Origin of the sequence: Streptomyces durhamensis, from assembly GCF_000725475.1 — a bacterium.
GTDB lineage: Bacteria > Actinomycetota > Actinomycetes > Streptomycetales > Streptomycetaceae > Streptomyces > Streptomyces filipinensis.
In genome coordinates this window covers 17,887-42,006 of the sequence record NZ_JNXR01000047.1, presented here as the reverse complement: position 1 = coordinate 42,006, position 24,120 = coordinate 17,887, and the positions used below count along the sequence as shown (strand labels likewise).

26 protein-coding genes are annotated in these 24,120 nt (G+C 72.2%); 10 read left to right on the top strand and 16 right to left on the bottom strand.

Annotation, left to right across the window (positions count from 1 at the left end; all coding sequences use genetic code 11):
* Positions 1-188: 188 nt before the first annotated feature.
* The gene (locus IO33_RS0140315; RefSeq protein WP_031174079.1) at positions 189-752 is read left to right on the top strand and encodes a dihydrofolate reductase family protein; all 564 of its coding nucleotides are present in this window, start codon (positions 189-191) and stop codon (positions 750-752) included.
* A gap of 91 nt (positions 753-843) precedes the next feature.
* Positions 844-1,461, top strand: coding sequence for a TetR/AcrR family transcriptional regulator (locus IO33_RS0140310; protein ID WP_031174078.1), 618 nt, complete (start codon positions 844-846; stop codon positions 1,459-1,461).
* A gap of 146 nt (positions 1,462-1,607) precedes the next feature.
* Here IO33_RS0140310 and IO33_RS0140305 read toward each other — a convergent pair whose 3' ends face one another.
* Positions 1,608-3,026: an MFS transporter gene (locus IO33_RS0140305; protein WP_037687212.1), complete on the bottom strand. Its 1,419-nt coding sequence runs from the start codon at positions 3,024-3,026 to the stop codon at positions 1,608-1,610.
* A 25-nt stretch (positions 3,027-3,051) separates the two neighbouring features.
* A complete protein-coding gene (locus IO33_RS0140300; RefSeq protein WP_031174076.1) occupies positions 3,052-3,774 on the bottom strand; it encodes an SGNH/GDSL hydrolase family protein in 723 nt (240 codons plus the stop codon).
* A gap of 190 nt (positions 3,775-3,964) precedes the next feature.
* Between IO33_RS0140300 and IO33_RS0140295 the strand changes: the two genes are divergently transcribed.
* Complete coding sequence (locus IO33_RS0140295) at positions 3,965-4,441, top strand: nuclear transport factor 2 family protein (RefSeq protein WP_031174075.1); 477 nt, start codon at positions 3,965-3,967, stop codon at positions 4,439-4,441.
* 178 nt (positions 4,442-4,619) lie between these two features.
* Positions 4,620-6,194, top strand: coding sequence for an apolipoprotein N-acyltransferase (gene lnt / locus IO33_RS0140290; protein WP_031174074.1), 1,575 nt, complete (start codon positions 4,620-4,622; stop codon positions 6,192-6,194).
* On the opposite strand, the gene IO33_RS0140285 is transcribed toward lnt, so the two are convergent.
* Both IO33_RS0140285 and IO33_RS0140280 read right to left on the bottom strand, forming a co-directional pair.
* Complete coding sequence (locus IO33_RS0140285) at positions 6,112-7,023, bottom strand: Gfo/Idh/MocA family protein (RefSeq protein WP_031174073.1); 912 nt, start codon at positions 7,021-7,023, stop codon at positions 6,112-6,114. The genes lnt and IO33_RS0140285 overlap by 83 nt on opposite strands.
* The gene (locus IO33_RS0140280; protein WP_031174072.1) at positions 7,020-8,210 is read right to left on the bottom strand and encodes an FAD-dependent monooxygenase; all 1,191 of its coding nucleotides are present in this window, start codon (positions 8,208-8,210) and stop codon (positions 7,020-7,022) included. Before IO33_RS0140280 ends, IO33_RS0140285 begins: the two co-directional genes overlap by 4 nt.
* Before the next feature lie 80 nt (positions 8,211-8,290).
* On the opposite strand from IO33_RS0140280, the gene IO33_RS0140275 reads away from it, so the two are divergent.
* Both IO33_RS0140275 and IO33_RS0140270 read left to right on the top strand, forming a co-directional pair.
* Entirely contained in the window at positions 8,291-8,881 is a 591-nt protein-coding gene (locus tag IO33_RS0140275; protein WP_031174071.1) for a TetR/AcrR family transcriptional regulator, read from the top strand.
* Positions 8,882-8,923: 42 nt separating this feature from the next.
* A complete protein-coding gene (locus IO33_RS0140270) occupies positions 8,924-9,436 on the top strand; it encodes a DinB family protein (protein ID WP_031174070.1) in 513 nt (170 codons plus the stop codon).
* A gap of 423 nt (positions 9,437-9,859) precedes the next feature.
* On the opposite strand, the gene IO33_RS0140265 is transcribed toward IO33_RS0140270, so the two are convergent.
* From IO33_RS0140265 to IO33_RS0140235, 7 genes are all read right to left on the bottom strand, one after another.
* On the bottom strand, positions 9,860-10,315 hold the full coding sequence (locus IO33_RS0140265) for a hypothetical protein (RefSeq protein WP_031174069.1): 456 nt from the start codon (positions 10,313-10,315) through the stop codon (positions 9,860-9,862).
* Positions 10,316-10,415: 100 nt separating this feature from the next.
* Positions 10,416-11,099 carry a uracil-DNA glycosylase gene (ung, locus tag IO33_RS0140260; protein ID WP_031174068.1) on the bottom strand — a complete coding sequence of 228 codons (684 nt, stop codon included), beginning with the start codon at positions 11,097-11,099 and terminating at the stop codon, positions 10,416-10,418.
* Positions 11,100-11,204: 105 nt separating this feature from the next.
* The gene (locus IO33_RS0140255) at positions 11,205-12,782 is read right to left on the bottom strand and encodes an ABC transporter substrate-binding protein (protein ID WP_031174067.1); all 1,578 of its coding nucleotides are present in this window, start codon (positions 12,780-12,782) and stop codon (positions 11,205-11,207) included.
* A gap of 187 nt (positions 12,783-12,969) precedes the next feature.
* On the bottom strand, positions 12,970-13,734 hold the full coding sequence (locus IO33_RS0140250; protein WP_031174066.1) for an SDR family oxidoreductase: 765 nt from the start codon (positions 13,732-13,734) through the stop codon (positions 12,970-12,972).
* Positions 13,735-13,746: 12 nt separating this feature from the next.
* Complete coding sequence (gene fabG, locus IO33_RS0140245; RefSeq protein WP_031174065.1) at positions 13,747-14,508, bottom strand: 3-oxoacyl-ACP reductase FabG; 762 nt, start codon at positions 14,506-14,508, stop codon at positions 13,747-13,749.
* A 168-nt stretch (positions 14,509-14,676) separates the two neighbouring features.
* Positions 14,677-15,126, bottom strand: coding sequence for a DUF3037 domain-containing protein (locus IO33_RS0140240; RefSeq protein WP_031174064.1), 450 nt, complete (start codon positions 15,124-15,126; stop codon positions 14,677-14,679).
* Positions 15,123-15,899, bottom strand: a complete 777-nt coding sequence (locus tag IO33_RS0140235) for a HipA family kinase (RefSeq protein ID WP_031174063.1) — start codon at positions 15,897-15,899, stop codon at positions 15,123-15,125. Before IO33_RS0140235 ends, IO33_RS0140240 begins: the two co-directional genes overlap by 4 nt.
* A 180-nt stretch (positions 15,900-16,079) precedes the next feature.
* Between IO33_RS0140235 and IO33_RS0140230 the strand changes: the two genes are divergently transcribed.
* Positions 16,080-16,604: a Rieske (2Fe-2S) protein gene (locus IO33_RS0140230; RefSeq protein WP_031174062.1), complete on the top strand. Its 525-nt coding sequence runs from the start codon at positions 16,080-16,082 to the stop codon at positions 16,602-16,604.
* 6 nt (positions 16,605-16,610) lie between these two features.
* On the opposite strand, the gene IO33_RS0140225 is transcribed toward IO33_RS0140230, so the two are convergent.
* A complete protein-coding gene (locus tag IO33_RS0140225) occupies positions 16,611-17,255 on the bottom strand; it encodes a cysteine hydrolase family protein (protein WP_031174061.1) in 645 nt (214 codons plus the stop codon).
* A 114-nt stretch (positions 17,256-17,369) separates the two neighbouring features.
* Here IO33_RS0140225 and IO33_RS0140220 point away from each other — a divergent pair, with 114 nt between their 5' ends.
* Positions 17,370-17,840: a pyridoxamine 5'-phosphate oxidase family protein gene (locus IO33_RS0140220; protein WP_031174060.1), complete on the top strand. Its 471-nt coding sequence runs from the start codon at positions 17,370-17,372 to the stop codon at positions 17,838-17,840.
* A 3-nt stretch (positions 17,841-17,843) separates the two neighbouring features.
* Here IO33_RS0140220 and IO33_RS0140215 read toward each other — a convergent pair whose 3' ends face one another.
* Positions 17,844-18,746 carry a LysR family transcriptional regulator gene (locus IO33_RS0140215; RefSeq protein ID WP_031174059.1) on the bottom strand — a complete coding sequence of 301 codons (903 nt, stop codon included), beginning with the start codon at positions 18,744-18,746 and terminating at the stop codon, positions 17,844-17,846.
* Positions 18,747-18,820: 74 nt separating this feature from the next.
* Here IO33_RS0140215 and IO33_RS0140210 point away from each other — a divergent pair, with 74 nt between their 5' ends.
* The gene (locus tag IO33_RS0140210; RefSeq protein WP_245236039.1) at positions 18,821-19,771 is read left to right on the top strand and encodes a DMT family transporter; all 951 of its coding nucleotides are present in this window, start codon (positions 18,821-18,823) and stop codon (positions 19,769-19,771) included.
* Between the two features lie 74 nt (positions 19,772-19,845).
* Here IO33_RS0140210 and IO33_RS0140205 read toward each other — a convergent pair whose 3' ends face one another.
* Positions 19,846-21,177 (bottom strand): aminotransferase class I/II-fold pyridoxal phosphate-dependent enzyme, encoded by a 1,332-nt coding sequence (locus IO33_RS0140205; protein ID WP_107069497.1) that lies wholly within the window; start codon positions 21,175-21,177, stop codon positions 19,846-19,848.
* Between the two features lie 69 nt (positions 21,178-21,246).
* Between IO33_RS0140205 and IO33_RS0140200 the strand changes: the two genes are divergently transcribed.
* Positions 21,247-21,927 (top strand): pyridoxamine 5'-phosphate oxidase family protein, encoded by a 681-nt coding sequence (locus IO33_RS0140200; protein ID WP_031174056.1) that lies wholly within the window; start codon positions 21,247-21,249, stop codon positions 21,925-21,927.
* Here IO33_RS0140200 and IO33_RS0140195 read toward each other — a convergent pair.
* Positions 21,909-22,886, bottom strand: a complete 978-nt coding sequence (locus tag IO33_RS0140195) for a DMT family transporter (RefSeq protein ID WP_051927270.1) — start codon at positions 22,884-22,886, stop codon at positions 21,909-21,911. The genes IO33_RS0140200 and IO33_RS0140195 overlap by 19 nt on opposite strands.
* A 192-nt stretch (positions 22,887-23,078) precedes the next feature.
* Positions 23,079-24,083, bottom strand: coding sequence for an EamA family transporter (locus IO33_RS0140190; RefSeq protein ID WP_031174054.1), 1,005 nt, complete (start codon positions 24,081-24,083; stop codon positions 23,079-23,081).
* Between the last annotated feature and the right edge of the window lie 37 nt (positions 24,084-24,120).

Sequence of the window (24,120 nt, the reverse complement as noted above, 5' to 3'; positions counted from 1 at the left end):
AGAAGGGGCCACTGACAGGAGCTCCCGTCCCAGGCCACGCCGTGTTCACCGGCCACTCCGACCTGGCACGACCGTCGTTGCCCGGCAGAGGGTTCACCTGCGCACACACATGGGATCCCGCGAGTCGCGGTGAGTTTCGCGGTGTTCAGCGGTCGTACTGTCGAACCCGTCACCGAGGAGGGCTTCCGATGCGCAGCGTGACCTATTCGATGGGCGTCTCACTTGACGGCTACATCGTCGGGCCGGACGGCGACTTCGACTGGACGGCGCCGGACGAGGACGTCTTTCGCTTCTGGATCGACGAGATCCGAGAGGTCGGCGTCCACCTGATGGGACGACGGCTGTACGAGACGATGCTCTACTGGGAGACCGCCGACCAGGATCCGTCGCTCGACGACTCGATGCTGGAGTGGGCCGCGCTCTGGAAGCCGCTCCCCAAGGTGGTGTTCTCCACCACGCTGTCGGCGGTGCAGGGCAATGCCCGTCTGGTGTCCGGCGGTCTGGCGGAGGAGATCGAGCGGTTGCGGGGCGAGCCGGGGGAAGGCGACATCGCGATCGGCGGCGCGACCCTCGCCGCCGAGGCGGCCGCATCGGGTCTGATCGACGAGTACCGGGCCATGGTTTACCCGGTGCTGGTGGGCGGTGGCATTCCGTTCTTCCCCCGGCACGAGCGCCGGGTGGATCTCGAACTCGTCGAGACCCGCACCTTCAGCTCAGGAGTCGTCTACCTCCGCCACCGCGTGGCGCGCTAGCCGACTGGTCCGCCGAACCCCGGGAAGGGCGCGTCAGCCACGGAGGTTCGCTCACTGACCGGGTCCGCCGGGCTGGGGTACGATCGACCGTATGGGTGGTGCCACGGCAGATGTCACGGACAAACGCCTCCTGCGCGGTGCCCGGACCCGGAAGGTCGTCCTGGAGCGGGCGGTCGACATCGCCTCGCTCGATGGTCTCGAAGGGCTCAGTTTCGGCCGTCTGGCCACGGACACCGGGCTCAGCAAGGCGGGCATCCAGACGCTTTTCAAGTCGAAGGAAGCGCTGCAGCTGGCGGTCATCGACTTCGCTCGCGAGATGTTCGTCGACAACGTCGTGCGTCCGGCCAGGTCCGCGCCGCGCGGCGTCGCACGTCTGCGCGCGCTGCTCGACGAGTGGGTCGTCTACGCCTCGACCCCGCTGTTCGCGGGCGGATGCTTCCGGGCCGCGAACCTCGCGGAGTTCGACGGCAGGACCGGGCCCGTCCATGACGCGCTCTTCCGCGACCAGCGGGAGTGGCTCGACGTCATCGCCGGCGAACTGCGGCACGCGGTGGACAGCGGTGAGATCGCGGACCTGGACGTCGAACTCGCCGTGTTCCAGATCGACGCGCTGCTGTGCGCCGCCAACACGGCGCTGCGGCTCGGGGACGACAGCGCGGTGAGCAAGGTCCGCCGCATCGTCGAGGGGCTGTTGACCCCCCCGCGATAGCGGGTGTCGGCGCTGCGCCGGTTCCGCGGGCGCGGCGGCGTGCACCTCCTGGCCCGCGACGTCGGCTGCCTGCGTGAGGGCATGGCGAAAAGGCGGACGTCCGGGCAGCGGGCCTGCCCGGACGTCGCTACGGCCAGGTCCCTGGCTCAGCTCTGGGACGCCGGCCGCTTCGGCAGGAGGAAGACCACCATGCCCGCCACGACAGCGATGCCGAACGTCCCGAAGGACGCGACGGCGAAGGCGTGGCCGGCGGCAGCCACCCTCCCGACCGCCGCGGGATGGAACGAGCTGAAGAAGACCGCTCCGATCACGGCGACCCCCAGCGCTCCGCCACACTGCTGCGCCGTGGACAGGACCCCTGACGCGACACCTGCGGACTCCGGCCTGACGCGGCTCAGCACCGTGTTGAGCGCCGGCGTGATGACCAGTCCGCCACCGACGCTCTGCAGAACGAGGGTGGGAATCACGAGCAGCGGAGTGATCCGCGGGCCGGACACCAGCAACAGGCCGGTCGCCAGATAGCCGCTCGCCAGTACGATCGCCCCCACCTCGAGAACGCGTCGTCCGTATTTCGGGATGATGCGGCTCGCCACCATGCTGAACACGAAGAACGCGATGGCCGCCGGCGTATAGGCCAGGCCCGCGCCGAGCGCCGACATGCCAAGGCCTTGCTGCAACGTCACCGACAAGGCCAGGTAATAGGAGTAGATCAGCGCGTACAGGGCGAGGACGAGAACGATCCCGAGCGAGAACGAGCGCTGTCCGAACAGCGTCAGCGGTATCAGCGGCTCCCCGCCCCGCCGTTCCAGGCCGCGCTCGATCACGACGAACAGGCCGAACGCGACCGCGCTGCCCGCGAAGCAGGCCCAGACCCACCCGGGCCAGCCTGCCTGCTGACCCTGGATCAGCGGGAGCACCAGGAGGAAGAGGGCCGCGCTGAGCACCAGGACGCCGGGCATGTCCAGTTTGCGGGTGGCGGCTGAGCCTTTCTCCGGCACGTGGCGCACGGCGAGCAGGAACATGGCGATTCCGATCGGCACGTTCACCCAGAACACCAGCCGCCAGCCGGAGCCGAAGAGGTCGGCACCGATCAGCAGCCCGCCGATGACCTGTCCACCGATGGTGGCCATACCCATGACGATGCCGAGCACGCCGTACACGCTGTGCCGCCTCGCCGCCGGGACGAGCACCGTGACGTACGCGAACACCTGGGGGACCATCAGGGCGGCTCCCAGGCCCTGGATGACGCGTGCAGCGATCAGGCTGCCCGCGTTCGGTGAGAGCGCGCAAGCGACGGAGGACAGGGTGAACAGGGCCACCCCGAGGAGGAAGATCCGCTTGCGGCCGTACAGGTCGGCGAGGCGGGTGGCCGTGATGATGAAGACCGCGTAACTCAGCTGATAACCCGCCAGGACCCACTGGACATCGCTGTCGGAGGCATGCAGGTCCGCCACGATCGAGGGGTCGGCGACCACGACGATGAACGAGTCGAGGACGGCCATGAACAGGGCGGTCAGGACAACCGATATCGTCGTCCAGGGAATGGCGTCGGCTTTCGCGTCCACTGACGGCCGACTGGCTGATCGCTGACTATTCGCCACGGTAGGAGACCTCGTCGTTCGTCGGGGTCCGTCCCTGCGTGGAACCGGGACGGCCCAGGGCAGCAGCCAGCTTCTTGACCACCTCGGCCGCCATGACGGCCTGCCCCGAGGTCGAGAAGTGGATACGGTCCTCGCTGAGCAGGTTGACGCGGTCGTTGACCGGGTGATCCCACATGTCGACCACGAGGGCGTCGTATTCGGAAGCCAGCCCGCGCACGATCTCGTTGACCGCGGTGATCCGTTCCGGCCAGTCGGGGTATACGGGGACGACATACGCCCTGCCGAGCGTGAACGTGGTCAGCAGGGCGCCGGTCCGCTTCGCCACGTCGTACATCTGCCGGAGCGTTCGTTCCGTCTCGGCGAAGTCCGGCCTGCGCCGCACGATGTCGTTGGCCCCACAGGGCAGGTGGAGCAGGTCCGGGGAGAACTCGGCCATGCGGGCCGCCTGGTTCTCCAGCGTCTGGGCGGTTGTCGCCCCTGTCTCGGCGAGGTTGAAGTACTCCAGCTCCGGCCGGACGGACCGCAGGGCAGCGGCGACCCGGTCCGACCAGCCCTGGTCCTGGTAGCCCGGGGTGGGATCGCCGGTTCCCGCCGAAAGGCTGTCGCCGATGACGGCATACCTGGCCCACGGGGCCCCCGTCAGCAATGTCACGGCATCCGAGTGCCCCAGACAGAACGGGTCGGTCGCCTCGGTGAGGAAGGGTTGCTCCATGCAAAAAGCGTACAGTCGGTCGTATGCTTTCTCAAGAGCGTTCCGGCGTCCAGGCGTCCGCTGTGGTGGTGTGAAGTCCGCCGCGGGGGTCGGGTCCCGGCCGCCTCCCGCGGCACCGGATGTCCCGGCACTACCGAATGTCCCCGCACGCCTCTTGGCTCCGCGCCCGCCATGCCCGACACTGTGCCGAATGACGCAGCGCGCGGAGCTGGCGACCGTGATGGACCGGCTGGCCGTAGACGAGCTGATCACCGCGTACGCGGTGGCGGTGGACGACGGCGACTGGACGGCGTACCGAGGGCTCTTCACGGCGGACGGGCGGGCCGACTACCGTTCGGCCGGCGGCATCGAGGGCGGCGCGGGGCAGGTCGCCGGATGGCTCGCCGAGAGCCTGACCCTGTTCGCCATGCGGCAGCACCTGATCGTCAACCGCCGGCTGCGGTTCGACGTCCTGGAGCACGACACCGGTGACACCGCCTCGGTGCGGGCCGACTACCTGAACCCGATGCGGTTCGCCGCCGACGGCGGGCCCACGGCCCCCGACCTGGTGTGCGGCGGCCGCTACGCCTTCGCGCTGCTGCGCACACCACAGGGATGGCGGTTGAGCGAGGTGGTGGTCGAGGAGAAGTGGCGCCGCCTGCAGGCCGAGAGGGCACCGGCTTCCTAGGGGCACGGGCCCGGGATCGGCATGCGGCTTCCGCCGCGAGGGCGCGACCGGGCCACCCGCCGCCCGCACACGCTCGACGACCGCACGATCCGGGTTCTGCCGCGCATCGCTCCCCCACCCTGGAGGAGATCCCTCCGATCGCGCACACTGGAGCCAGCCCTGGGTACGGAGGGTCCGTATGAGGACGATCAACCGCTGGCTGACCTCCCCCTGGCGCCGCTCCTGCGCCGCCGCACTCGCGGGTGCCCTGCCGGTGCTCGCGTTCCCCGCGCCGTCGCTGTGGTGGTTCGCGTACGTCGCCCTGGTCCCCTGGATCCTGCTGGCCCGCGCGGCACCGACCGGACGGCGGGCGGCGTACGACGGCTGGTGCGGTGGCTTCGGCTACCTGGTGGCCGTGCACCACTGGCTGCTGCCGAGTCTGCACGTGTTCATCTTCCTGATCGCCGCCCTGCTCGGCACGCTGTGGGCGCCCTGGGGCCTGCTGGTGCGCCGCTTCCTCGGCGGGCGGCCCACCCCGGGCCGGTGCGCCGCCGCACTGCTGGTGCTGCCGTCGGCCTGGCTGATCGTGGAGCTGGTGCGGTCCTGGCAGGGACTCGGCGGGCCCTGGGGCATGCTGGGCGCCAGCCAGTGGCAGGTGCCGCCCGCGCTGCGACTGGCCTCCGTCGGCGGGGTGTGGCTGCTCAGCTTCCTGATCGTGGCCGTGAACGTGGCGGCGGCCGTGTTGATGTCGGTGCGCGGGTCCCGGGTGCCGGCCGTGGCCTCCCTGGTCGCCACGGCCGCCGCGGCCTCGGCGGCGTGGGCGTGGGCGCCGCGCCCCGAGACCGACGGGCAGGTGCGGATCGCCGTCGTACAACCGGGAGTCGTGGACGGGCAGGACAGCGGCGACAAGCGGTTCGCCCGGGAGGAACAGCTGACCCGGCGGCTCGCGGGGCAGGGCGTCGACCTGGTCGTGTGGGGCGAGTCCAGCGTCGGCTTCGATCTGGACGACCGCCCCGACCTGGCCCGGCGGATCGTCGCACTGTCCCGTGAGACCGGCGCCGACGTGCTGGTGAACGTGGACGCCCGCCGCTCCGGCGAGCCCGGCATCTACAAGAGTTCGGTGCTGGTCGGCCCGGACGGTCCGACCGCCGACCGGTACGACAAGATGCGGCTCGTGCCCTTCGGCGAGTACATACCCGCCCGCTCGCTCCTCGGCTGGGCCACCTCGGTCGGCAAGGCGGCCGGCGAGGACCGCAGGCGCGGCACCGAGCAGGTCGTGATGAACGTCGGGCACGGGCTGCGGATCGGCCCGCTGATCTGCTTCGAGACCGCGTTCCCGGACATGAGCCGGCATCTGGCGGAGGACGGCGCCGATGTCCTGCTCGGCCAGTCCGCGACCTCCACCTTCCAGCACAGCTGGGCACCGGAGCAGCATGCCTCGCTGGCCGCGCTGCGGGCCGCCGAGACCGGCCGCCCGATGGTGCACGCGACGCTCACCGGTGTCTCGGCCGTGTACGGGCCGGGCGGGCAGCGGCTCGGACCGTGGCTCGGCACGGACGCGAGCGCCGCGCACGTGTACGACGTACCGCTCGCGCACGGCGTCACGCCGTACGTCCGCTACGGCGACTGGCCGGTGCACGGCGCGCTGCTGGTGCTGGCGGCGCTGTGCGCCATGGAGGGCGTGCGGGCGCTCAGGCTGCGGCGAAGCGGTCCCGAACCGCTCGTACCACCCGCTCGCACAGCTCATGGGTCGCCAGCGCGTCACGGGCGCTGAGCAGCTTGCCGGCGCGCACGGCGTCGAGGAAGGCGAGGATCGCCTGCTCGATGCCGCGCTGCCGGGCCACGGGCACCCAGTCGCCGCGGCGGCGTACCGTGGGCTGGCCCTTGTGGTCGATGATCTCGGCGAGGTTGAGCACCTGGCGCTTGGTGTCCTGCCCGGAGACCTCCAGGATCTCCTCCGCGGAGCCGCTGAGCCGGTTCATCACGCCGAGCGCGGTGAACCCGTCCCCGCCGAGCTGGAGCACCACGTGATGCAGCAGCCCGTCCTCGACGCGGGCGCGCACGGTGACGTCGTCCACCGGGCCGGGCGCGAGGAAGCGCAGGGTGTCGACGACGTGGATGAAGTCGTCCAGGATCATCGAGCGGGGCTCCTCGGGCAGCCCGATCCGGTTCTTCTGCAGGAGGATCAGTTCGCGGGGGTGCTCAAGGCACTGGGCGTAGCCGGGCGCGTACCGGCGGTTGAAGCCGACGAACAGGGACACCCCGCGCTGCTCGGCGAGGCGCACCAGCCGCTCGGATTCGGCGAGTTCGTAGGCGAGCGGCTTGTCCACGTACGTCGGTACGCCCGCTTCGAGCAACCGGGTGACGATCTCGGGGTGGGCAGGGGTCGGCGCGTGCACGAAGGCCGCGTCCAGGCCTGCGCCCAGCAGGGAGTCGAGCGTGGTGTGCCGCTGCCCGGCCGGCAGGTGCAGGGTGTCCGCGACCCGGTCGAGGGTGGCGGGCGTACGGGTCTGCAGGTGCAGCTCGACCCCCGACTGCGTGCCCAGCACCGGCAGATACGCCTTCTGCGCGATGTCCCCGAGTCCGATGCAGGCGACCTTCACGTGCTCTCCCTCTTCCGCTCGCCCGTGTGCGCTTCCCCGGCAGCATACGGGGGCCGCCAGTCGGCGATGCCGTCGAAGCCGCGCAGGAAGAGCGCGGGTCCGGCCTTCGACAGTGCGGCGATCGCGGTGTCGCGTACGGCGATGGCGGCCGGGTTGCCGGTCATGTTCAGGCGGGCGGCCTTCACTGCCCGGCGGGCGACGGCGGTGGTGCGCGGAAGGCGGGCGGCGGTGTAGGCGGCGAGGTCATGGGCGTGGTGGGCGAGGACGACGGCGTCCTCGACGGCCTGGTTGCCGCCCTGGCCGAGGGTCGGGGGCATGGCGTGGGCGGCGTCGCCGAGGAGGGCGACCCGGCCCGAGTGACAGGCGGGCAGGGGCGTGGCGATGTGGTGGACGTCGTGCCGGAGCACGTCCTCGGGGCGGGCGGCGGCGAGGACGGCCGGGATGGGGTCGTGCCAGTCGCCGAACCGGCGCAGGAGTTCGGCCTTCTCGTCGTCCGGCGCCCGCCCGCCGGCGGGTGTCACGGCCGCCGCGTAGGCGTAGACCCGGCCGCCCTTGACCGGATGGCTGCCCCAGATGCGGCCCCGGCCCCAGGTCTCGTGCGAGGCGAACTCGACGCCGGGCAGCGGGATCAGCACCCGCCAGGTGGTGAACCCGGCGTACACCGGACCGGGATGCGCCGGGAACAGGGCGCGGCGCACCCGGGAGTTGACGCCGTCCGCGCCGACCACCAGCTCGGCCTCCAGGTCCTGCCCGCCGACACTCACCCGGGCGGGCCGCCGGCCGTCGCCGGGGTCGGTGAGGACCGCCGTGGCCGCGGTGCGGACGGCACCGGGCGGGAGCAGGGCGGCGAGGCGGTCGACCAGGGTGGCCCGGGGCAGCAGGACCAGCGGGCCGCCGAAGCGGGCGGTGGCCGCCTCGGCGCTGGAGCGGGACAGCCAGCGCCCGCTCGGAGTGCGCAGGCCGCCGTCCCCCTGCCAGGCGGCGAGGTCGCGGATCTCCTCGCCGATGCCGAGGACGTCCAGGGCGCGCAGGGCGTTCGGGGCGAGGGAGATGGCGGCGCCGACGGGTTCCAGGGAGGGCGCCCGCTCCAGCACGGTCACGTCCCAGCCCCGGGTGTGCAGGGCCGCCGCCGAGGCCAGGCCTCCGATGCCGCCGCCGACGACGACGGCGCGGGCCGACTGTGCCATGACTCCTCCTGACCCCGATGACTACACCTGTAGTGAACGTGACTGTACTACAGCCGTAGTGGCGCCGGTAGGGTCGCCTCATGCCCGTACGCACCTCCAGCGCCTCCCGTGCCGCCCTCGTGGCCGACACCGCGCTCGCCCTGCTCGCCGAGCGCGGGATGCGCGGGCTGACGCACCGCGCCGTCGACGAGGCGGCCGGCCTGCCGCCGGGCTCCACCTCGAACGTGGCGCGCACCCGGCAGGCACTGCTGGAACTGGCGGTACGACGGCACGCCGAGCGTGAGGCACGGGTGCTGGACGTGGCCGAGATGCCGGATCCGAGCGGCGGAGCCGACGCGCTGGCCGACGGGCTGGCCCTCGCCGTCCACCGCTCCCTGACCCAGGGGCGCGAGCTGCTGATCGCGCGCTACGAACTCGCCCTGGAGGCCACCCGCCGCCCCGAGCTGCGGGCCTTCTACGACCGGACCGGTGCGGTCTTCAGGGAACAGCTGGCCGCGATGCTCACCGCGGCGGGCTCGCCCGACCCGCACCGGCACGTGCTGTCCCTGGTCGCGTGGGCGGACGGGCTGTTGTTCTCGTGTGTGGCGGGTTCGTTCAGCGCCGAGGTGCCGGGACGGGAGGAGATCCGCGGGGGACTGCGGGAGTTGCTGGCCGGGATGCTCGGCCGGTGAAAATCGCCGCTGGAGCCCACGAGTTTCGGCGAGGATACGGACATGACAATCGAACGCCGAGAGCCCGCCCTGAACGCCGGTGAACGCGAGATGCTGGAAGGCTGGCTGGACTACCACCGCAGCACCCTGGCCTGGAAGTGCGAGGGGCTGACCGACGCACAGCTTCGGACGAAGCCCCTCGCACCCTCCGAGCTGTCCCTGCTGGGCCTGGTCCGCCATCTGGCGGAGGTGGAGCGGTTCTGGTTCCACGAGGTTCTGCTGGGCGAGGACCAGGGCACCCTGTACTGCACCGAGGAGGACCCGGACGGCGACTTCCGTGTCACCGAGGCGGACACCTGGGAGAAGACGCACGCCACCTGGCAGGCCGAGATCGAGGCGGCCCGGGGCAACGCCGCCGGGCTCGCGCTCGACGACTTCTCCCGGGGCAGGAGCAGGTCCACCGGGGAAGCCTTCAACCTGCGCTGGATCTACACCCACATGATCGAGGAGTACGCCCGGCACAACGGCCACGCCGACCTGGTCCGGGAACAGATCGACGGCGCCACGGGCGACTGAGCGTCACCTCCGGTACGCGGGAATCCTCCGCAGGGGGCACGAGATCACCCGTGCGGGGGCCCGACGCCGTCTCCCTGCCGCCGAGCCGGGGCACGACCGAGCAGAGTTGCGCGGGTGCATCGAACCCCTCCCCCCCCCGGCCGGAGGCGCCCCCGCCCCCGCCCCCCCCCCCGCCGACGCCCCGGCCCCCTGCCCCCCCCGCCGCTCCCCCACGCCAGCGCACCCACCCCGAGCACCACCGGCGCGCGCGCCCCGACACCCCGGGCCCGGCCCACCCGGTACCCGCGACCCCGGACGTGTGCGCCCTCGGCAGGAAGTACGGCGGCTGGCGTTCCGACAGCCCGGAGTCGGTGATCTGCAATCAGACGTACGGCCACTGAAGCGCCCAGCCGCAGCCGCACGCCGGCACGGCCCGGCAGGCTCTCAGGTGCCCTCGCCCAGCCGCAGCTCCAGCCGCCCGATGGCCGCCCGCACCCCGTCGCCGTACCCGTCGTCGGCCAGCGCGCCCGCGGCCGCCCGCGCCCGGCGCACATGGCTGCGGGCGGCGTCGTCACGGCCCAGCTTCACGTAGTCGGCGGCGAGATTGAGATGCAGGGAGGAGAGGAAGCCCCGCACGCCCAGCGGGGCTCCCCGCTCCTCCGCCGCCGACAACGCCCTGAGGTCCCAGGCGAGTTCGTCCTCCGGGTCGTCCTGGGTGTCCGCGAGATAGTGGGCGAGGGTGCAGCGGTGCAGCGGATCGCCGGCCTCGCCGATCTCCGCCCACAGGTCCAGGAGGCGGCTGCGGGCCTCCTCGCGGTCGCCCCCGTGGTGGAGCATCACGACCTGCCCGATCCTCGTCAGCATGGGATCCAGTGCCGCTTGCTCCTGCCGCTCCGTCACCGCGTCCTCCGGGCCGTCGTCGGTTGTCCGCTCCCGACGCTAACCGGCTCCGCGAGTTTTGCGGGTCAGGCGGCGCCGTTGCGCTTCGGGCCGGTGGCCGTCAGGCCAGGTTCGGGATGCGCCAGTCGACCGGCGCGTGCCCCTGTGCGGCGATCGCCTCGTTGATCTGGGTGAACGGGCGGGAGCCGAAGAACTTCTTCGCGGACAGCGGCGAGGGGTGCGCGCCCTTGACCACCACATGCCGGGTCTCGTCGATCAGCGGAAGCTTCTTCTGCGCGTAGTTGCCCCACAGCACGAAGACCGCCGGGTCGGGGCGGGAGGCGACCGCGCGGATGACGGCGTCGGTGAACTTCTCCCAGCCCTTGCCCTTGTGCGAGTTGGCCTCCCCGCCGCGGACCGTGAGGACCGCGTTGAGCAGCAGCACGCCCTGCCGGGCCCACGGCATCAGGTAGCCGTTGTCCGGGACCGGCAGGCCCAGCTCCTCCTTCATCTCCTTGTAGATGTTCCGGAGCGAGGGCGGGGTCTTCACCCCGGGGCGGACCGAGAAGCACAGGCCGTGGCCCTGTCCCTCGCCGTGGTACGGGTCCTGGCCGAGGACGAGGACCTTGACCTGCTCGTACGGCGTCGCCTCCAGCGCGGCGAAGACCTCCTCGCGCGGCGGGTAGACGGGGCCGTTCGCCCGCTCCTCCTCGACGAACTCGGTCAGCTCCTTGAAGTAGGGCTGCTGCAGCTCGTCGCCCAGAACCCCGCGCCAGGACTCGGGCAGCATGGCGATGTCGGTCACGTCAACGTCCTCACGGTATCGATCAACTACGGCCTGCGGTCACTTCAGGCTTCAGAACCTACAGGCGACCACTGACAATCGGTGCCGCGAGAGCCGTTCGCCCTCTCACCAGCTGGTCTTGCGGTGCAGCGTCCACATCATCATGATCGTCGACGGGTCGAGGGCCTGCTCGCCGCCGGAGATGTCGTCGCTCGCCGCGACGAACTGCCTCCCCTGCCACAGCGGGATCAGCCGGGCGTCGTCCACCAGGATCTGCTGGGCCTGCTCCATGTCCTTGACCGTCTGGGCGCGGTCGCTCTCCGCACGGGAGTGGGGCAGCAGCTGGCCGGTGATCTCCTTGGACGGGTAGGGCGTGCCGAGCGCGTTGTGCTCGCCGACGAACGGGGCGATGAAGTTGTCCGCGTCGGGGAAGTCCGGGAACCAGCCGCGGCCGAACACCGGGTACTCGCCCTTCTGGTAGCCGACCACATAGGTCTTCCAGGGGCGGCTCTTCAGCGTGATGGTGAACAGCCCCGAGTCCTCCAGCTCCCGCTTCAGCTCCTGGAACATCAGCGCGGTCTCGGAGCCGTAGCGGTCGGTGGTGTACCAGAGGGTGAGCGGGACGCGCTGGTGGACGCCGGCGTCGGAGAGGATCTTGCGGGCCTTGGGCACGCTCGGGTCGCCGTAGTCGTCGAAGAAGCCGGTGGCGTGCCCGGTCAGGCCCTTGGGGACCATCGAGTACAGCGGGTCGACCGTGTCCTTGTAGACCTTGTGCGCGATGGCGCCCCGGTCGACGATCTGGGCGACGGCCTTGCGTACGGCGGGCTCCTTGGCCCAGGGGTCCTTGGGGTTGAACACCAGGTAGCTGATGTCGGTGCCGGCGCCGTCGACCAGCTGCAGGTCGGTGGTGTCGTGCTGCTGGAGGGCGAGGATGTCGTCGGCGGCGAGGCCGCGGTAGGTGACGTCGATCTGCTTGTCCCGCAGCGCCTTGACCATGCCGGCCGAGTCCTGGAAGTAGCGGATGGTCACCGCGTCGTTCTGCCGCTTGGCGAAGCCCTGGTAGTTCTCGTTGCGGACCAGGACGGCCTGCTTGTCGTCCTCGTACGACTGGAGCTTGTACGGGCCCGAGCCGTACACGCTGTCGTCCTTGCGCAGGGAGCGCGCGGGGTAGTCGTCCGGGTCGACGATCGACATGGCGGGGGTGGCCAGCACGAAGGGGAAGGTGGCGTCGGACTGGTTGAGGTGGAAGACGACGTCGCGGTCGCCGAGCGCCTGCACCCGGTCCAGGCTGCCCAGCAGGCCGGCGGGTCCGCCGGGGGCGTCGATGGCGCGGATGCGGTCGATGGAGTGCTTGACGGCCTGGGCGTTCAGCGCGTCGCCGTCGGCGAACTTCATGCCCGCGCGCAGGGTGCAGCGGTAGGTGCGGCTCGAGGAGTCCGTGAACGAGCAGCGCTCGGCGGCGTCGGGCTGGGGCGTGGTGGCGCCGTTGGGATAGGCGAGCAGCGTCTGGAAGATGTTGCGGTACAGCTCCCATGAGCCGTCCCAGGCACCGGCCGGGTCCAGCGTGCTGGGGGCGCTGGTGGTGCCCACGACGATCGGCCCCTTGCCGTCGCTGTCACCGCCGGACAGGAGACCGCATCCGGCCACCAGGGATATGGACGCGATCGCCGCGACTCTCCGCAGGAATCGGTTCCGGTTGAACACGCGCACGCTCCTCGATCTGCCATACCAAGGGTCGGCAGACCATACCGCAGCGTTCGGGCCCCTGAGCCTCCCCGGAAACAGGGCTTCTTGATCGACTTCGCCATGACGACGTTGTCATTCCGATGTGCGGACTCTCCGGGGCCTCCCGGGCGCCGATCCGTCCGAAAATCGACGCCCGGGAGGTGGCTCACACCCCGGCGTTCAGGAAGATGCCGCCGTCCACGACGAGCGTCTGACCGGTGATCCAGTCGGACTGCCCGGAGGTGAGGAACGCGGCTGCCCCGCCGATGTCGGAGGGCACGCCGAGCCGGCCGAGCGGGTAGGCGGCGGCCGCCTCCTCCTCGCGGTTCTCGTACAGGGCCTGCGCGAACTTGGTCTTGACCACGGCCGGTGCGATCGCGTTGACCCGCACCTTCGGCGCGAACTCGTGCGCCAGCTGCTGGGTCAGGTTGATCATCGCGGCCTTGCTGACGCCGTAGGCGCCGATGAAGGGCGAGGGCGCGAGGCCCGCGATGGAGGCGATGTTGACGATCGCGCCGCCGTTGTCCTTCTGCCAGGCGTGCCAGGTCTTCTGGGCGAAGCCGAGCGCGGAGATCACGTTGGTCTCGAAGACCTTGCGGGCGACGTCCAGGTCGAGGTCGGCGATCGGGCCGAAGACCGGGTTGGTGCCCGCGTTGTTGACCAGGAAGTCGACGCGGCCGAAGGCCTCCATGGCGCGCTCGACGGCCTCGGCCTGGTGGTCCAGGTCGTGGGCCTTGCCGGCGACGCCGATGACCCGGTCCGAGCCGAGCTTCTCGACGGCCTCCTTGAGGGCGTCCTCGTTGCGGCCGGTGATGCACACGCGGTCGCCGCGGGCGACGAGCGCCTCGGCGACGCCGTAGCCGATGCCGCGGCTGCCGCCCGTGACGAGGGCGGCCTTGCCCGACAGCTCGGGGAGTTCAGCGGAAGTCATGTACCCGTTCCCTTAGTTGAGCGGTCCGCCGGCGACGTACAGCACCTGGCCGGAGACGAAGCCGGCGGCCTCGCCGGTGAAGAAGGCGATGGCGTTGGCGATGTCCTCGGGCTCGCCGACGCGCTGCACCGGGATCTGGGTGGCGGCGGCCTTCTTGAAGTCGTCGAAGTCCATCTTGACGCGGTCGGCGGTGGCCTTGGTCATCTCGGTGGCGATGAAGCCGGGGGCGACGGCGTTGGCGGTGATGCCGAACTTGCCCAGTTCGATGGCGAGGGTCTTGGTGAAGCCCTGCAGGCCCGCCTTGGCGGCGGAGTAGTTGGCCTGGCCGCGGTTGCCGAGCGCCGAGGAGGAGGAGAGGTTGACGATCCGGCCGAAGCCCGCGTCGACCATGTGCTTCTGGACGGCCTTGGTCATCAGGAAGGAGCCGCGCAGGTGGACGTTCATGACGGTGTCCCAGTCGGAGACGCTCATCTTGAACAGCAGGTTGTCGCGCAGCACGCCCGCGTTGTTGACCAGGATCGTCGGGGCGCCCAGCTCCTCGGTGATCCGGGCGATGGCCGCTTCGACCTGCGCCTCGTCGGAGACGTCCGCGCCGACCGCGATCGCCTTGCCGCCGGCGGCGGTGATCTTCTCGACGGTGTCCTTGCAGGCGGCCTCGTCGAGATCGATCACGGCGACGGCGCGACCCTCGGCGGCCAGCCGTACGGCGGTGGCGGCGCCGATGCCGCGCGCCGCTCCGGTGACTACCGCGACCCGCTGTTCAGTGGTGGACATTGCTGCTTCTCCTCGCCCTTGAGAGAACCTGGCGCCCCTGGAGAAAGCCTGCGGCGGCTCTTCCGAGGGCTCTGTGGTGCGGTGAGCGACCGCTTAGTACCTTCAGCACACGTGACGCTAGAAGCCCTGGCACCCGGTGTCAACGGCACACCGGGTCCATGTGATCCATTACCTCACCAGGAGGTCCAGCAAGCGTTCCGTCTCGGCCGCCGGGTCGCTGGTCAGTCCGGTGTGCACCGGGCCGGGCTGCACGATGGTGGAGCGGGGCGCGATCAGCCAGCGGTAGCGGCGTCCGGCGTCGTCGCCGGCCGCCTGCCCGGCCTCCTCGCCGCCCGCGCAGTGACGCTCGATCGCACCGAGCGCGGCCCGCACCCCGGCGACGTCCGCGTCCGGGTCGAGCGCGAGCAGCCGGGCCTCGTCCAGATGGGTGCGGGCGCCGACGTAGCCCTGGGCGCGGCTGTAGACGACGACGCCCGCGTTGATGCACTCGCCGCGCTCCACCCGCGGTACGACCCGCAGCAGCGCGTACTCGAACACGTCCCGGTCCCCGCCCTGGCCCGCCCGGGTGATGTGCCGCTCGGTGACATGGCCGGCCATGTGGATATGGGTCTGGCTCACTTGCCCTCCTCCGGTCCGAAGCCGATGCCCGTGATGCGCTCGGCGATGACGGCGGCCCGGGACAGCAGCGGCCGCGCATAGGCCCGCCGCAGGTCGTCCGGGGTGTCGAAGCCGGGCTCGTCGGCGAGCCAGGCGTCGGGAATCTCGGCGGTGACCTCGGCCAGGAGATCCTCGGTCACCCGCGGCGCCAACTCGGCCGCGGCGGCGGTGACGTCCGGGGCGAACCGGGCGAGGGCGTGGTCGCCGGCGTCGTAGGGGCGGGCCGCGGAGGCCTCGGCGGAGGGCCAGTTGTGGTGCCAGATCATCGTCGCGCCGTGGTCGATGAGCCAGAGCTCGCCGCGGTGCACGAGCAGGTTGGGGTTGCGCCAGGAGCGGTCCACGTTGTTGATCAGCGCGTCGAACCACACGATCCGGCCCGCTTCGGCGGGGCCGACCGGGAAGGCGAGCGGGTCGTAACCGAGGGCGCCGGACAGGAAGTCCATGCCGAGGTTGGTGCCGCCGCTAGACCTGAGCAGGTCCTGCACCTGCTGCTCGGGTTCGCCGAGACCGAGGACCGGGTCCAGCCGGACGGTGGCCAGCCGGGGCATCCGGAAGCCGAGGCGGCGGGCGAGTTCGCCGCACACCACCTCGGCGACCAGTGTCTTGCGGCCCTGTCCGGCGCCGGTGAACTTCATGACGTAGGTCCCGAAGTCGTCGGCCTCGACGAGCCCCGGCAGCGAGCCGCCCTCACGCAGGGGCGTGATGTAGCGGGTCGCGGTGACTTCCTTGAGCATCGCCCCAGGCTACTGGGATCGGACCGGGTTGCCGGGGCGGGGCTCACAGCGGGCCGACAGCTGTGGCTCACGGCCGCCTCATGCCGGGGCGGCAAGGATCTGGGTGCCCGTCTGAACGGGCGGCGTCCCGGCGCCGTACCCCTGGACGGATCACGACAAGCTCCGCGGAAGGAAAGCCACATGACCAGCGCATCGCCCCAGCCGGCCACCGGACCCGCTCGCCGTACCGTCGTGGCGGCGGCCGGAGCGGCGGGGCTCGCCGCCGCGCTGACCGCCTGCGGTTCGGGCGACGACTCGTCCGGCGCGGCCGGCAGCGGATCCGGTTCCTCCGCAACGGCGGGTACGACCGGCTCGACCGGGTCCACGGGCGGCACCCGCTCCACGGCGGGCTCGCAGAACGGCGGCGGCTCCGCCGGCGGCACCGCGCTCGCCAAGACCTCCGACATCCCCGAGGGCGGCGGCAAGATCTTCAAGGACCAGGGCGTGGTCGTCACCCAGCCGACGGCGGGCACGTACAAGGCGTTCTCGTCCAAGTGCACCCACCAGGGCTGCGCGGTGGGCAGCGTGGCGGACGGCGTGATCGTCTGCCCGTGCCACAAGAGCCACTTCTCCGTCGCGGACGGCAGTGTGAAGCAGGGGCCCGCGACCCAGCCGCTGCCCGCCGCCAAGATCACGGTCTCCGGCGACGAGATCAAGCTGGCCTGAGCGCTCTCAGGCCCGCCGACGCGGCCGTTCGAGACAGCCGAGCACCTCGTCGGTGGCCGCGATCGTGGCGACCAGCGCGAGGGTGTGCCGGATCATCGCCGGGGTGTAGTCGGCGGGCACCCCCGCGATGGCGTCGGACGGGACGACGACGGTGTACCCGAGGTTGACCGCGTCGAACACCGCGTTGGGTACCGCCACGTTGGCGGAGACACCGGTGACGATCAGCGTCCGGCAGCCGAGGTTGCGCAACAGGGCGTCGACGTCGGTGCCGTGGAGCGGCGACAGGCCGTGCAGCCGGCGGACGACGAGGTCCTCCTCGCCGACCTCGATCGGGGGCGCGACGCGCACCGCGGTGGTACCCGACAGCTGCTGGACGGGGAGCCGCCGCGCGGCCCGGAACAGCCGGGCGTTGCGGCTCGCGCCCCGGCCGTCCGGGCGGCGCTCGGCGATGGCGTGGACGACCTGGACACCGGCCTGGTGGGCGCCGGCGACCAGCCGGGCCACATTGCGCAGCGCACCGGAGGAGCGGGCCTCACGGGCGAGTTCGGGCAGTGCGCTGTCCGGTCCGACGACCCCCTGCTGGCACTCCACGGTGAGCAGGACGGTGCTCACGGGGTCGAGGAGTTCGCTGAGCTGTTCGTGCGACGGCATGGCGCGCCCCTTCGAAGCTGTGTGGAGCCGACCCGTTCTCTTTTCTGACGTGATGTCAGAGGATCTCCAGGACACGATAGTTCTCTGGCACGACGTGGGAGAAGAGGGGGCTGCATGACCGTCACTGAGCAACGCCGGGGCCGCAAGATCATGATGACGCCCGGCGAGCTGGACGAGTTCCTCACCGGCCAGCACACCTGCCGGGTCGCGACCGTGTCAGCGGACGGCGCTCCGCATGTCAGCGCGCTCTGGTTCGCCTGGGACGGCACCTCGCTGTGGCTGTACTCGGTGGTGCGGAGCAGGCGCTGGGCACAGCTGCGCCGTGATCCACGGGTGGCCGTCGTGGTCGACTCGGGTGAGGAGTACGACCAGTTGCGCGGCGTCGAGCTGTCCGGCCGGGTGGAGTTCGTGGGCGAGGTGCCGCGCACCGGTGAGCTGTGCGCCGAACTCGACACGGCGGAGACGCTGTTCGCGCGGAAGAACTTCGGCCTGGACGAGATGCCGCACGACGGCCGGCACGCCTGGGCCCGGCTGACCCCGGAGAAGATCGTCTCCTGGGACTTCCGGAAACTGGGCGGGGCGTAGGGCTCAGCCCAGCTTCCGCGCGGCGGTGCGCAGGGCGTCGACCGCGGCCCGGATCGACGGGCGGCGGTCGGCGTCCGCTCGCCACACGACGTACACATGGCGGCGCACCCGCTGGGTGAGCGGCACCAGGACCACGCCGTCCGGGACCGGGTGCCGGCCCAGGAGCGGGGCGATGCACACGCCCAACCCCGAGGCGACCAGGCCGAGTTGGGTGTGGGTCTCGCCGGCGCGGTGGCCGACGATCGGCTCGACGCCCTTGGACCGCAGCGTGAACATCAGCCACTCGTGGCAGAACTCACCCTCGCCCCAGGTGATCCACTCGTCCTCGGCGAACTCGGTGAGGTCCACCTCGTCCCGGCCGGCCAGCCGGTGCCCCACAGGCATGGCGACTTCGGCCGGGTCGTCGAGCAGGGGCGCCTTGACCAGGCCGTCGGGCACGGGCATCGGCTTGTTGTACCAGTCCAGGACCACCGCGAGATCCAGATCGCCCCGGACGACGCCGGCGATGCCCTGCTCCGGCTCCAGTTCGCTGGAGCGCACGCGCAGCCCGGGGTGCCCGGCCCGCAGTGCGCCGAGCGCGGCCGGGAAGAGTCCGCGGGCGGCGGTCGGGAACGCCGACAGCCGCAGTTCGCCGACGACCTGCCCGCGGTGCGCCTCCAGGTCGGACTCGGCCAGTTCGACCAGGGACAGGATGCGCGCCGCGTGCTCCGACAGCAGCCGGCCGGCGTCCGTGAGCCGCACCCCCCGTCCGTTCTTCGCGAGGAGCTGCTGGCCGACCTCCCGCTCCAGCTTGCCCAGCTGCTGGGAGACGGCGGACGTGGTGACGTGCAGCGCGTCCGCGGCGGCGCTGACCGAGCCGTGCCGGGCGAGGGCGTCCAGGGTGCGCAGGCGCTCAAGACTCAACATGTAAGCGATTCTAAGAGGTACTCGGTGAGAAGTATCGATTGTGCTACGAGGTTGCCTCCGGCATCGTTGCGGTCATGAGCACCGCCACCACCGCCCGGACCCAGTCCCCCGCCCCCACCCGCCCCCGCGCCCGCCTCGACTGGCGGCTGCGCTTCGGTGCGCTGTCCCTGATCTGGGGCTTCAGCTTCCTGTTGATCAAGGTGGGCACACAGGGGTACGCGCCCTTCCAGGTCACCCTCGGCCGCCTCGCGTTCGGTACGGCGGTCCTGGCGGCGGCGATGGCGGCCAAGCGGGAGAGGCTGCCGCGCGGGGCCCGGCTGTGGGGGCACATGGCGGTCGCCGCGTTCTTCCTGAACGCCCTGCCGTTCTCCCTGTTCGCCTACTCGGAGCTGACCATCCCGTCCACGCTGGCCGGCATCTGCAACGCGACGTCACCGCTGTGGGGCATGGCCCTGTCGCTGGTCGCCCTCTCCGAGGACCGGCCGACCCGGGTCCGCGTGGCCGGGCTCGGACTGGGCTTCCTGGGCGTCCTGACGGTGCTGGGCGCCTGGCAGGGGTTCCACGGGCTGGACGCCACGGGTACGGCCATGGCCCTGCTGGCGTCGCTGAGCTACCCGGTGGGCTGGATCTACGTCCGGCGGACACTGGCGGGAACGGGCAACTCCCATCTGTCGATGACGGGGGCGCAGCTGTTGCTGGCGACGCTGCAACTGGCCGTCGTCACACCGGTGTTCGCCGGTCTCCCCACGCATGTCGCCCTGGTGCCGCTGCTGGCGATCGCCGCGCTGGGGGCGCTGGGCACCGGGCTCGCGGTTCTGATCCAGTACGGGCTGGTCGCCGAGGTCGGGCCCACGACCGCTCAGATGGTCACGTACTTCATTCCGGTCATCGCCACGGGTGCGGGTGTTGCGATCCTCGGGGAGTCGCTGCGGTGGACCACCCCGGTGGGAGCGGTGATCGTCTTGGCGGGGGCCGCGCTCACTCAGGTGCGTCGCGCTCCGCGGATGCGGCGCAAGGACGCCTGAGGGGAAGCGCCCGGGTCCGTGCGCGCGTACCGCCCGGAGCCGGCCCGCCCCCCGCGCCCCTTCTTCCGGCACCCCTAGCCGTAGACGCGGGCCGGAGAGGGGCGTACGGCCGCTGCCACCGCCTCGGCCAGCGGGGTGATGTCCCCCTCGGTGAGGGTCGAGACCGTGATCCGGATGCCCGGCGGAGAGGCCAGACGGAAACGGGCCCCGGGGGCCACCGCCCAGCCCGCCTGCAGCAGGCGGGCCACCGCGCCGGTCTCGTCGGGGACCGGGATCCACACGTTCATGCCGCTGCGGCCGTGGGCGACCACCCCACGCTTCGCCAGCGCGTCGACCAGCGCGTCTCTCCGGGCGCCGTACGCCCGCGCCACCGCCGGCCGGTCCACCGCGCCCTCGGCCCACAGCCGGACCACGGTCCGCTGCAGCAGCAGGCTCACCCAGCCCGGGCCCAGGCGCTGACGGCCCCGCACCCGGTCGACGGTGACCGGGTCGCCGGTGAGGACGGCCACGCGCAGGTCGGGGCCGTAGGCCTTGGAGGCCGAGCGGACCACGGCCCAGTGGCGGGTGACGCCCGCCAGGGGGTGCAGCGGGAGGTCGACGATGCCATGGCCGTGGTCGTCCTCGATCAGCAGCGTCTGCGGGTGCTCGCGCAGGACCGCGCGCAGGGCACGCGCGCGCGTGGCGGTCACCGAGGCGCCGGTCGGGTTCTGCGCGCGGTCGGTGACGATCAGGGCGCGGGCCCCGGCCTCCAGGGCGCGGCGCAGGTCGTCGGGGTTCGGTCCGTCGTCGTCCACTCCGACCGGGACCGTGCGCAGCCCCAGCGCGGGGACCAGGTCGAGGACGCTGCCCCAGCCGGGGTCCTCGACGGCGACCGCGTCCCCCGGCCTCAGGTGCGCGACGAGCAGGCGCTCGATGGCGTCGAGGGAGCCGGACGTGACGGTCAGCGGGCCCTCGGGGACGCCGTCGGCGTCGAGTTCGGCGCGGGCGACGCGGACGAGCTCCGGGTCGAACGGGTCGTCGCCGTAGAGGAGAGGCCGCCGGTCCGCTTCCCGCCCCGCCGCGGCCAGGACCGGGCCGAGGCGGGGCAACAGGGCCGGATCGGGGTTGCCGGTGGCCAGGTCACGGCCCCCGGCGGGCACCTCCACGCGCAGTTCCTCGCGGCCGGTGGTGGCCGGTCTGGACCGGATACGGCTGCCCCGCCGGCCGGCCGTCTCGATCACTCCGCGCTCACGCAGGGTGCGGTAGGCGGCCGCGACGGTGTTCGGGTTCACGCCGAGCCGGGCCGCCAACTCCCGCATGGGCGGCAGGGGTTGGCCCGCCCGCAGGTCACCGGTGCCGACCGCGCGCTCGACGCTGGCCGCGATCTCCGCTGCGCCACGCCCTTCGATGGCATACTCTCCTAGCACAAAGACCATTATGCACTAGTGCAATATCGACCGCCAGTGCTCGCCATCGCTCGCCACGGAGGGACCGTCATGCAGGGGACGACCGAGGACACGCAGGCCGCCGCCTACACCCCGACCGACCGCACCATTCCCACGCGTTCCGCGGACCGCGCGTCGTACGACAAGGAGCTGGTGCACGCGATACTCGACGAGGGGTACGTGTGCCATCTGGGCTTCGTCCGCGACGGGGCACCGGTGGTGCTGCCGACGCTGTACGGCCGGGTCGGCGACCGGCTGTACGTGCACGGGTCCACCGGTTCCCGTCCGCTGCGGATGACCGGCGAGGGCGACCCGGGCCTGCCGGTGTGCCTCACGGTCACCCACGTGGACGGGCTGGTGCTCGCGCGCTCCGCCTTCCACCACTCCATCAACTACCGCTCCGTGGTGGTGCACGGCGTCGCCCGCGAGGTCACCGACCCCGAGGAGCGGCGCACGGCCCTGGACGCCCTCGTGGACCATGTCGTCCCGGGCCGCGCCGCCGACTCCCGGCCCGCGAACAAGAAGGAGCTGGCCGCCACCGCGGTGATCCGGCTGGACCTGGACGAGGTCTCGGCCAAGATCCGCACCGGCGGCGCCAACGACGAGCCGGAGGACCTCGCGCTGCCGCACTGGGCCGGCGTCGTCCCGCTCCGCAAGGGCTACGACGCGCCGGTGCCCAACGCCGACCTGGCGGCCGGCGTCGAGCTGCCGGACTACCTGAGGGCCCGGTAGGTCCCGGACCGGTCCCGGACCGGGACCGACTCCCGGCGGCCGCCCCCGCGGGCCTCGTTCACGGCGAGGCCCGCGACCGCGCCGAGCAGGAGCAGGGTGCCGGCCGCGGTGGACGCCGTGAGCCGCTCGCCGAGCAGGACGACGGCGAGCACGGCCGCGGTCACCGGTTCCAGCAGCATGATCACGGACACGGTGGCGGAGCGCACGACGGCCGCCCCGGCGAAGTACAGGGTGTACGCGAGGGCGGTGGGCACGGCGGCGATGTACAGCACCAGCCACAGCAGCCGGGCGGGGTGGACGGTGTGCGGGAGCAGGCCCTCGTGCAGCGCGAACGGCAGCAGGCACAGGCCGGTCACCGCGAACGCCCCCACGGTGGTGTCCGCGGCGTCGGCGCCGCCGCCCCTCCCCCACCAGCGGGTCAGCAGGGTCATGGCGCCGTAGCCCGCGGCCGAGGCGAGCGCCAGGAGCACGCCCGCGGGCCGCACCGTCGCGGCCGGGCCGCCGAAGGTCAGGACGGCCAGCCCGGCGACCGCCCCGACGACGGCCGGCACCCCGCCCGCACCGAGCCGTTCCCCGAGCAGCAGCCGGGCGCCGAGCGCGATGAGCACCGGGCCCGCGCCGAGGGTGACGACGGTGGCCACGGCCAGTCCGGTCGACCCCACGGCCGCGAAGTAGGCGGTCTGGAACACCGCCAGACCGAGGCCGGTGGCGAGCGCCTTGCCGGCCCTGCGGACCAGGGGTTCGGCGGTGGCCGGGCGGACGCGCGGGCGCAGCCCGCGTCCCGCGAGCAGCAGGACGAGGCCGAGCGCGCAGCGCCAGAAGGACAGTCCGAAGGCGCCCATGTCGCTGGTCCGGTAGACCAGGGAGGCGGCGGCGCCGGCGGTGCCCCAGGCGGCACCGGTGATGATCAGGTAGAGCAGGCCACGCCCGACGGGCAGGCCGGAGACAGCGTTCGTCAAGGAATTCTCTCCGCAGGAACGCACCCAGGGGTGCGGAAGTTCGAGAGCGGCCCGCTTCAGCGGGGCGCGCGGACTTCATCTGCGGGCAGCACCGTCCGGCCCGGCGCTCCTGCGCAGGGCTCGTGTCCCGGAGGCCCGCCTCAGGCGGCCGGAGGCGGAAGGACGAGTGCGTTCGACGGCATGACCGGCACTTTATGCGGCCGTACCGCGGGCCGACAACTCACGTTCGGCGCCGCCCGCGGCCACCGCCTCGGCGGAACCCCTGGCGGGGGCGGAGGACTGGGCGATGAAGGCGCCGGCCAGGACGACCGCGCCGCCGGCGACCTGCGGCGCCGAGAGGTGCTCGCCGAGCAGCACCCAGGCCAGCACGGTCGCGATGACCGCCTCCAGACAGGCGACGACACCGGCGACCTGCGGGGACAGCCGGCGCACCGAGAGCACACCGGTGACGTAGGCGACGACGGTGGCGACGAGCACGATCCAGCCGAGCAGGGCGAGGGCCGGTACGGCGGTGCCGTTCAGGTGCGCGGAGCCCGTGAGCACCGACCAGCGCATGCTCCAGGGGCGGGCGACGACCGTCAGGACGAGGGCGCCGACGAGCAGGCCGTAGGCGATCACGCCGAGCGGGTCCGGTGCCTCGTCGCCCGCGTCGCTGCCCTGGTCGGCCAGGACGAAGTAGCCGACCTGGCAGCACGCGGCGCCGAGGGCGAGCAGCAGGCCGAGGGCGTCGAAGCTCAGCCCCGACCAGACCTCCACCACGCAGGCGAGGCCGCCTGCGGCGAGGACGACGCCGAGCGCGGCGGCGCGCGTCACGGGCCGCCGCTGCACGAACCGCACCCAGCCCAGCACCAGCGCGGGAGCCAGGTACTCGACGAGCAGCGCCACGCCCACCGGGATCCGGGAGAGCGCGGCGAAGTAGCAGGCCTGGACCCCGGCCACGGCGAGCAGTCCGAACCCGGCGAGCAGCGCGGGACGGCGGCGCGGCAGCGCGCGGTGCCGCACGGCGAGCGGCAGCATGACGAGGGCCGCGCCGGCCACCCGAAGCCAGACCACGTGGAGCGGGTCGAGTCCCGCCTCGATCAGCGGCTTGGCGGCCACTCCGGACCCGCCGAAGGCGAGCGCCGAGGCGAGTGCGAGACCGAGCCCGACGCCCTTGCCGCGGCTGCCCTGACTGCTCTCTGACGTATGCACCGGCACATGATGGCAGGCGACGACATGAGCGTCACCCCTGTTG